Genomic DNA, 7,038 nt, shown 5'->3' on the forward strand with positions numbered 1-7,038 from the left:
GGTATAATGAAGGTGGATAGTGGGGCTGGAAAATATTTAAGGGCGGAGGCGAGCACATGCTGACTGACCAGGAGTTAATTGCCGATCTAAAAGACATAATAACCACCGGAGCTTCGATCTCATATTTTGACACTGACAGCGCTGCCAATAAGTGGCGTATAATCGGTACCACCGGTAACATTATTAAGTTGTTTTCCGGGACAGGAGCATTTCAATTGGTATCATTTGCCCAGCTGGCGCAGTTCGCCCGGGAAGGGCGGCTCAAAATCAATGGTAAACTATATCTAGATGCGCCTAGGAGCAAAAATCGTGAAAATTAGGGCAGACTAGGCGTTGACTTATCGGCCGGTTTTGTATTAAGGTGAAGAAGAACCTAAGCATTAGAGAGGAGGCGATGAAATGCCTTTCTTTTACCCGTACTACTACAGCCCTTACGCCATAGTAGTATTACCGGCAATTATTTTGGCTTTGTATGCGCAGCTTAGGGTCCAGGCCACCTTCCAGCGCTACTTGCAGGTGCGGGCTCAAAGTGGTATGACTGGAGCCGATGTGGCCCGGATGCTTCTTAGGAGTCAGGGTCTGGAGGGTGTCAGGGTGGAGACTATTCCTGGCCGGCTCACCGATCATTATGATCCCCGTGATCGTACTCTGCGATTGTCCCAACAAGTATTTTATGGCAATTCGCTGGCGGCTTTAGGGGTAGCAGCTCACGAAACCGGACATGCCCTGCAGCATGCTACTGATTATGTACCACTTAGTGTACGTTCCAGTTTGGTACCGGCGGCCAATATCGGTTCCCAGCTTGGTTTGCCGCTGGCCCTGTTTGGATATTTCTTCCAGAGCGGGTTTATGCTGCAATTGGGGATCATACTCTTTAGTCTGGCAGTGTTGTTTCAATTGGTAACGCTGCCGGTGGAGTTTAATGCCAGTTCGCGGGCGCTGGGGTTGCTAGAAGGCCAGGGTGTACTGGCCCGGGATGAAATCGGCGGTGCCAGAGCGGTGCTTCAGGCGGCGGCCCTAACTTACGTGGCAGCTACTTTATCGGCTGTTCTGCAGCTGCTGAGGTTATTGTTAATGGCTGGCTTGGGACGACGCCGTGACTAAAACAAATAGGACCAGGATAAAAGGAAGGGTCTAGACCAAGACCCTTCCTTTTTGGCGGCGACCAGCCTTAGCCTGTAACCATCTGTTGTCCGCAGCAGGTACCTGGGGTATTGGATGTACGGCCGCAGTTAGGGCAGGTATACTGGGTTTGTTGGGACATGGGCTTGCCGTGACAGTAGTCCGGCAGTCGGGATTGGCGGCCGCAAGAGGAGCAGATGTAGGTCACATTATCACCTCCTGTAAAGTTTACCTGGTGCTATCATGCCCGAAATATTTGATCTTCACCCATAAGACGGCAAAAAAAGGTTTTTTACCCAGGGCCAGAGAAAACTATTTCATAAGTAAGTGTAGCGAAAGCTCAAGATCGGGTTCAATAAGATCTCATAGGTCCGGATGCGAACATAATTCTACTTTAGGTGAAAGGAGACTGGCGCGTGCTCAGAGCGGTAACCTTTGATTTATGGAACACTGTAATTAGGGAAAAGTCTGAGGACAGTATTGAAGAAGTGGTGATTACACGACTGGCAGATATCTTGGCTCGATATGGGGAAGCTAGGCCCAAGGAGGACATAACGGAGGTAGCTATGCGTTGCCGGGATAAAGTGATGGGGTTTCAAGTAAATGAAGGAAAAGAAATGCCGCCTGAGGAGCAGCTAGCTTGGATAGTGGCGGCGCTAGATATTCCCAGTACCGAGCGGCTCATGGCCGAGCTGTATGAAGCCTACACCACCGCCTCCTTGGAACAATTGCCTGAGCCGGTGCCCGGGGTGGCACGAGTGCTGATCCAACTGAAAGAACAGGTGGACTTGGCCCTAATCTGCAACACCGGGAGAACACCGGGCAGTACGGCCCGCATTATTTTGGAACGGCTCGGCTTGAAACAACATTTTTCCCACTTGCTTTTTTCCAATGAAGTAGGGGTAGCCAAACCGCATCCGGAGATTTTTCGGCAAGCGCTGGCTGCTTTAGGGATACAACCTCAGGAAGCGGTTCATATCGGCGATGATCCGCGTACCGATGTAAGAGGGGCGCGCGACATTGGCATGCGCACGGCCTGGCTAGCCCACGGCCGACAACTAACAGGAGTAGAATGCGATGTAGTTGTCCATAACTGGGAGGATTTCTTAACGTGGATAAGAAACCAGGTAACGTTTTCATCCTAAGCGAAGCGATTTCCATTCTGAACCAAGGATCCAAGGCGGCTAAGATTATCACCCTAAGCGAAGCGATTTCCATCCCGAGCCCAGTATCCAAAGCGACTAAGCATGTTACCCTAAGCGAAGCAGATCACGAACCAAGCATGCCATCCTGAGCGAAGCGAAGGATGTTAGACGCTTTACCGAAAAATGTGGCATTATATAACGAACTAAAGAAGGAATTCCGCACCGCAAGGAGAATACTATTTATAGTAATGAAACCACATTTCACCATATGAAAGGAGAGGTTGAGATGTTAGAACTGAAGAAGGATTACGGTGAACTGGCACCGACGGAGCGAGCGCTTCTTGGTGCGGGGCCCAGCGGAGTAGATCCAAGGGTTCTTAGAGCCATGAGCACACCGCTGTTAGGGCATCTTGATCCGGAGTTCATTGAGATTATGAACGACACCCGCGACTTACTGCGCTACGTGTTCCAGACTGAAAACACCTTGACGTTACCCATGTCCGGAACCGGAAGTGCCGGCATGGACACAGCCTTGTCCAATTTGCTGGAGCCTGGAGACAAAGCCATTGTGGCTGTCTGCGGCGTGTTTGGCGAACGAATGGTAGATATTGCCGGTCGTACCGGTGCTGAGGTAAAGGTTATCAACGGCGAGTGGGGCCGCATTATTGAGGTTGAACAAGTAGAAGCGGCATTCAAAGAAATGCCCGATGCTAAAGTGTTGGCCTTTGTCCATGCCGAGACTTCCACCGGTATCATACAACCGGTAGACGACATTGTTCGTATTGCCCACGAGCATGGAGCCCTGGTAGCTATGGACTGCGTCACTTCACTGGGCGGAGCGCCGGTATTAATTGACGAGTGGGGGATTGACGCGGCCTACAGCGGCACCCAAAAATGCATCAGCTGTCCGCCGGGCTTGGCACCGGTTACTATGAATGCCAAGGCTCAAGAAGCGCTCCATAATCGCAAGACCAAGGTTCCCAGTTGGTACTTAGATCTTACCATGATCGAACGTTACTGGGGCCAAGAGAGGTTTTACCACCATACAGCTCCCATCAGCATGGTCTATGCCTTGCGTGAAGCGCTGCGCATTATTGCCGAAGAGGGACTTACAGCCCGGTGGGCCCGGCACGAACTAAATGCCAAAGCATTTAGCACCGGTTGTGAAGCTATGGGACTTAAGCCGTTTGCCCAAGAAGGTTATCGTCTCCCCAGCTTAGTTACCTTGTGGGTGCCGGAAGGAGTACAGGATGCAGCGGTCCGGCAACATCTGCTGCGAGCTTTCAATCTCGAGATCAGCGGCGGCCTCGGCCCCGTCAAAGGTCAGATCTGGCGTGTGGGTCTCATGGGCTCCAACTCCAACCGCAAGAACATCATGCTGGCCCTAACAGCCCTGGCTTCCGCACTCAACGCCCAAGGGTTCAAAGCCTCGGCCAGCGCAGCCCTAGAAGCTGCTACAGCAGTTTACGACGGTTCCCGGAAGTAATGACTAAGGGGGAAATAACGCCATGATCAGAGGTGTTTTTGCACCTATTGCTACACCCTTTAAAGCCGGCGACGGCAACATCTACTGGGATAAACTCAAGTTCAACTTAGATAGATGGTCTAAGTCTGGGCTGGCTGGGCTGGTGGTTCTGGGATCTAACGGCGAGTTTCAGCTCCTTTCGCGTCAGGAGAAGGAACAGTTGATCAGTTTTGTGCGGGAGAATACACCGACAGAGCTAAAAGTTATCGCTGGCACTGGCTGTGAGTCCACCCAGGAAACCATTGACCTGTCAAAAAGGGCAGCTGAACTGGGAGCAGATGCTGTATTGGTTGTTACCCCCAACTATTACAAGGCATGCTATACTCCAACTGCTTTAAAAGCCTATTTTGAAGCTGTGGCCGATGCTTGCCCGATCCCAGTGATGCTCTATAACATGCCTGGCAATACCGGTATTAACATGACAGCGGATCTTGTGGCCGAATTGGCTGGACATCCCAACATTGTAGGCGAAAAGGACAGTTCGGGGAGCATTGTTCAAGTGGCCGAGACCATCTCAAAAACCTCCCCCGATTTTACCGTGTTTGCCGGGTCGGCCAGCTGGCTATTGCCAGCACTTTGCCTGGGGGCTAAGGGGGGCACAGTGGCACTGGCCAACGTGCTCCCAGAGCAGTGTGTTGCCATCTACGATTATTTTCAAGCTGGAAAGTTGGAAGAAGCGCGCCAAATCCAGCTAAATGTGCTGGAAATCAATAAAGCGGTTACCGCCCGGTGGGGGCCGGCCGGACTAAAAGCGGCCATGGATTTGGTAGGTTATTACGGCGGTCCGCCGCGGCTGCCGATTCAGCCACTCACACCGACTCAGTTAGAGGAACTGAAGCAAATCCTGCAGCGGGGCCAATTTATCGAAAGTTAACTAGCGAGCAGCGATAATCTGGGGCGACTTTCCCAAGGGAGAGTCGCCCCAGATTTTTTCGGGCCAACGCAACCAATCAGTAACTACCACGCATGTTCTATGCCACAATCGAACAATCCGTCATAAAATAAATATATAGAGCATAAAACAAAGTATATCATGCAAGATATATTGACTAAAAATAGCAACGAATATATAATGTATATAACCAGCGATCCTTGGGTGTTAAAGGTGCAAAGGAGGACCACGGTGAAGAGAAGGCTGTTACTGACGTCTTTGCGAGAGCGCTTGTATGAGTCACTTAAGGAAGATATACTTACTAATCGGTTCAAGCCCGGTGAAGAACTACAGATAAACAAGCTAGCCGAGGAATTTGGCGTTAGCTCTACCCCAGTGCGCGAAGCCCTGGTCCGTCTGGAAGGGGCTGGGCTGGTGGTACTGATGTCCAATCGTGGGGCCCAAGTAGCTCCTATTAGTTTGGAAGATGTTAAGAACGCTTGGGAAGTACGGCGGCTATTGGAGCCGCATGCGGCTGAAGTGGCAGCCAGGCGGTGCCAAATAGTAGAGATAGATGCGCTCTACAAGAAGATGCTTGGGATTATCCAGGGACCGGTGGATTTCGCCGCTTATATCAATTCTGACTTGGAAATACATGAATTAATGTTTAAGCATCTGAGTAACACCCTACTACGAGAAATCCTAGATCGAGTAGACCAGCAGTCTATGCGGATTCGTTATTTAGCCGAAAGCAGAAATAACGCCACCGGTTTCAAACCGGAAGTGGTGGAACAAGTGACTAGAGAGCACCTGGCAATATTAGATGCCCTCAAAGAGCGAGACGCCGACCAAGCTGCTGCTGCTACTTTAGAGCACCTGATAAATGGTGAAGCTCGAACCTTAAAAACACTAGAACAAGTAACGGAGTTACAAAACAGCTAACTACTACCGAAAGGAGCAATGCCCTATGAACAAAACAACAGACGGGCAGAAGCGGGTCCAAACCGGCGTGCATTTCATGCTTGGCAACTACGCTATAGCTGAAGGGGCCATCGCCGCTGGCTGTGACTTTTTTGCCGGATACCCCATAACTCCGGCCAACGAAATTTCGGAGCGGATGTCCCAACGTTTGCCCGAAGTGGGGGGTGTATTTCTACAAGGCGAGGACGAGCTTTGTTCTATTAACGCAGTCATTGGAGCATCTCTGGCCGGGGCCAAGGCCATGACAGCCACCGCCAGTGCCGGCTATAACTACATGCAAGAAGGCATTGAATATGCCGTGGCTATCGAGGCCCCATGTGTTATCGTGGATGTCCAGCGTTGCCGGGGTGAGAACTTTGCCACCCAAGCGGACGTGATGCAGATGCGCTGGGGTGCTGCCGGCGACCACGAGATGATTGTGCTGGCTCCATCCTCGGTACAAGAGTCGTTTGATTACACCATTTGGGCCTTCAATCTGGCCGAGCAGTTTCGGACGCCAGTCATTGTCATGTCCGAGACCACCATCGCCCTAATGCGGGAACGGTTAGCCATTCCAGCCCAGGATGAAATCCAGCTTTACAATCGAACATATACCGAACTACCTCCGGGAGAATATTTACCCTTCAAGGCGCCAGAGAACGGCGTGCCGGATGCAGCCCCCTTGGGTAAGGGCTACGCTGCTATTTATTCCATCAATCCGCACGACGAACGCGGCCGCATCGATTGGGACCCGGAGGTTTTTGATCGTCTATACCAAAGGATCACCGGTAAGATTACGGAGAATCGAAATATCATCTGCAAAACAGAATCATTCTATCTGGATGATGCCGACATAGCTTTGATCGCTTACGGCAGTGAAGTGCGACCGGCCCTGGATGCTGTGCAGATGGCTCGTAACGACGGGAAAAAGGTAGGTCTGTTAAAACTGGCTACTGTTTGGCCGGTGCCCGAAGAGCAGATTCGCCTTGTAGCCGAAAATGTCGGCACTGTGGTTACAGTAGAGATGAACATTGGCCGCTATGCCTACGAAGTAGAGCGTATCTGTGGTGGACGTTGCCAAACAGCCCGTATTACCAAGAACCGAGGCCTCATTCATTCGCCGGAAGAGATCTACCACGCTTTGAAGGAGGTCATAGCATGAGCCAGGCAAATAACGAACAACGAAGACACATCCGTCTCGGCGGGCTGCCCCATTTCTTCTGTTCCGGCTGCGGCTGCGGCCAGGTGCTGAATTACTTTCTCCGCGCCGTGGACGAACTAGGCCTTGATCTTAGTAGCATGGTTACCATCGGTGGTGTGGGCTGTACGGCTCGTATTCCCATCTACCTTAACACCGATGTCCTGCACGGGGTCCATGGGCGCACGCTGGCTTGGGCCACTGGAATCAAGCTTCA

Annotated in this window: 9 protein-coding genes; all 9 read left to right on the forward strand. The window is 51.5% G+C overall.

The window, feature by feature from the left end:
• The first annotated feature begins 56 nt into the window (after nucleotides 1-56).
• Nucleotides 57-320: a hypothetical protein gene (locus GX016_05885; GenBank protein HHT71089.1), complete on the forward strand. Its 264-nt coding sequence runs from the start codon at nucleotides 57-59 to the stop codon at nucleotides 318-320.
• A gap of 79 nt (nucleotides 321-399) precedes the next feature.
• Nucleotides 400-1,104, forward strand: a complete 705-nt coding sequence (locus GX016_05890; protein HHT71090.1) for a zinc metallopeptidase — start codon at nucleotides 400-402, stop codon at nucleotides 1,102-1,104.
• Between the two features lie 434 nt (nucleotides 1,105-1,538).
• Nucleotides 1,539-2,267, forward strand: a complete 729-nt coding sequence (locus GX016_05895; GenBank protein ID HHT71091.1) for an HAD family hydrolase — start codon at nucleotides 1,539-1,541, stop codon at nucleotides 2,265-2,267.
• Complete coding sequence (locus GX016_05900) at nucleotides 2,234-2,416, forward strand: hypothetical protein (protein HHT71092.1); 183 nt, start codon at nucleotides 2,234-2,236, stop codon at nucleotides 2,414-2,416. The genes GX016_05895 and GX016_05900 overlap by 34 nt, the downstream gene beginning before the upstream one ends.
• A 137-nt stretch (nucleotides 2,417-2,553) precedes the next feature.
• On the forward strand, nucleotides 2,554-3,753 hold the full coding sequence (locus GX016_05905; protein HHT71093.1) for an alanine--glyoxylate aminotransferase family protein: 1,200 nt from the start codon (nucleotides 2,554-2,556) through the stop codon (nucleotides 3,751-3,753).
• A 22-nt stretch (nucleotides 3,754-3,775) separates the two neighbouring features.
• Nucleotides 3,776-4,666 carry a 4-hydroxy-tetrahydrodipicolinate synthase gene (gene dapA, locus GX016_05910; GenBank protein ID HHT71094.1) on the forward strand — a complete coding sequence of 297 codons (891 nt, stop codon included), beginning with the start codon at nucleotides 3,776-3,778 and terminating at the stop codon, nucleotides 4,664-4,666.
• A gap of 249 nt (nucleotides 4,667-4,915) precedes the next feature.
• Complete coding sequence (locus tag GX016_05915; GenBank protein HHT71095.1) at nucleotides 4,916-5,605, forward strand: GntR family transcriptional regulator; 690 nt, start codon at nucleotides 4,916-4,918, stop codon at nucleotides 5,603-5,605.
• Between the two features lie 25 nt (nucleotides 5,606-5,630).
• Nucleotides 5,631-6,785, forward strand: a complete 1,155-nt coding sequence (locus GX016_05920) for a 2-oxoacid:acceptor oxidoreductase subunit alpha (protein HHT71096.1) — start codon at nucleotides 5,631-5,633, stop codon at nucleotides 6,783-6,785.
• Nucleotides 6,782-7,038: 2-oxoacid:ferredoxin oxidoreductase subunit beta (locus GX016_05925; protein ID HHT71097.1), on the forward strand; the 257-nt coding region annotated here is incomplete at its 3' end. The genes GX016_05920 and GX016_05925, both read left to right, overlap by 4 nt.

It is taken from the genome of Bacillota bacterium (assembly GCA_012837285.1).
Classification (GTDB): domain Bacteria; phylum Bacillota; class DTU030; order DUMP01; family DUMP01; genus DUNI01.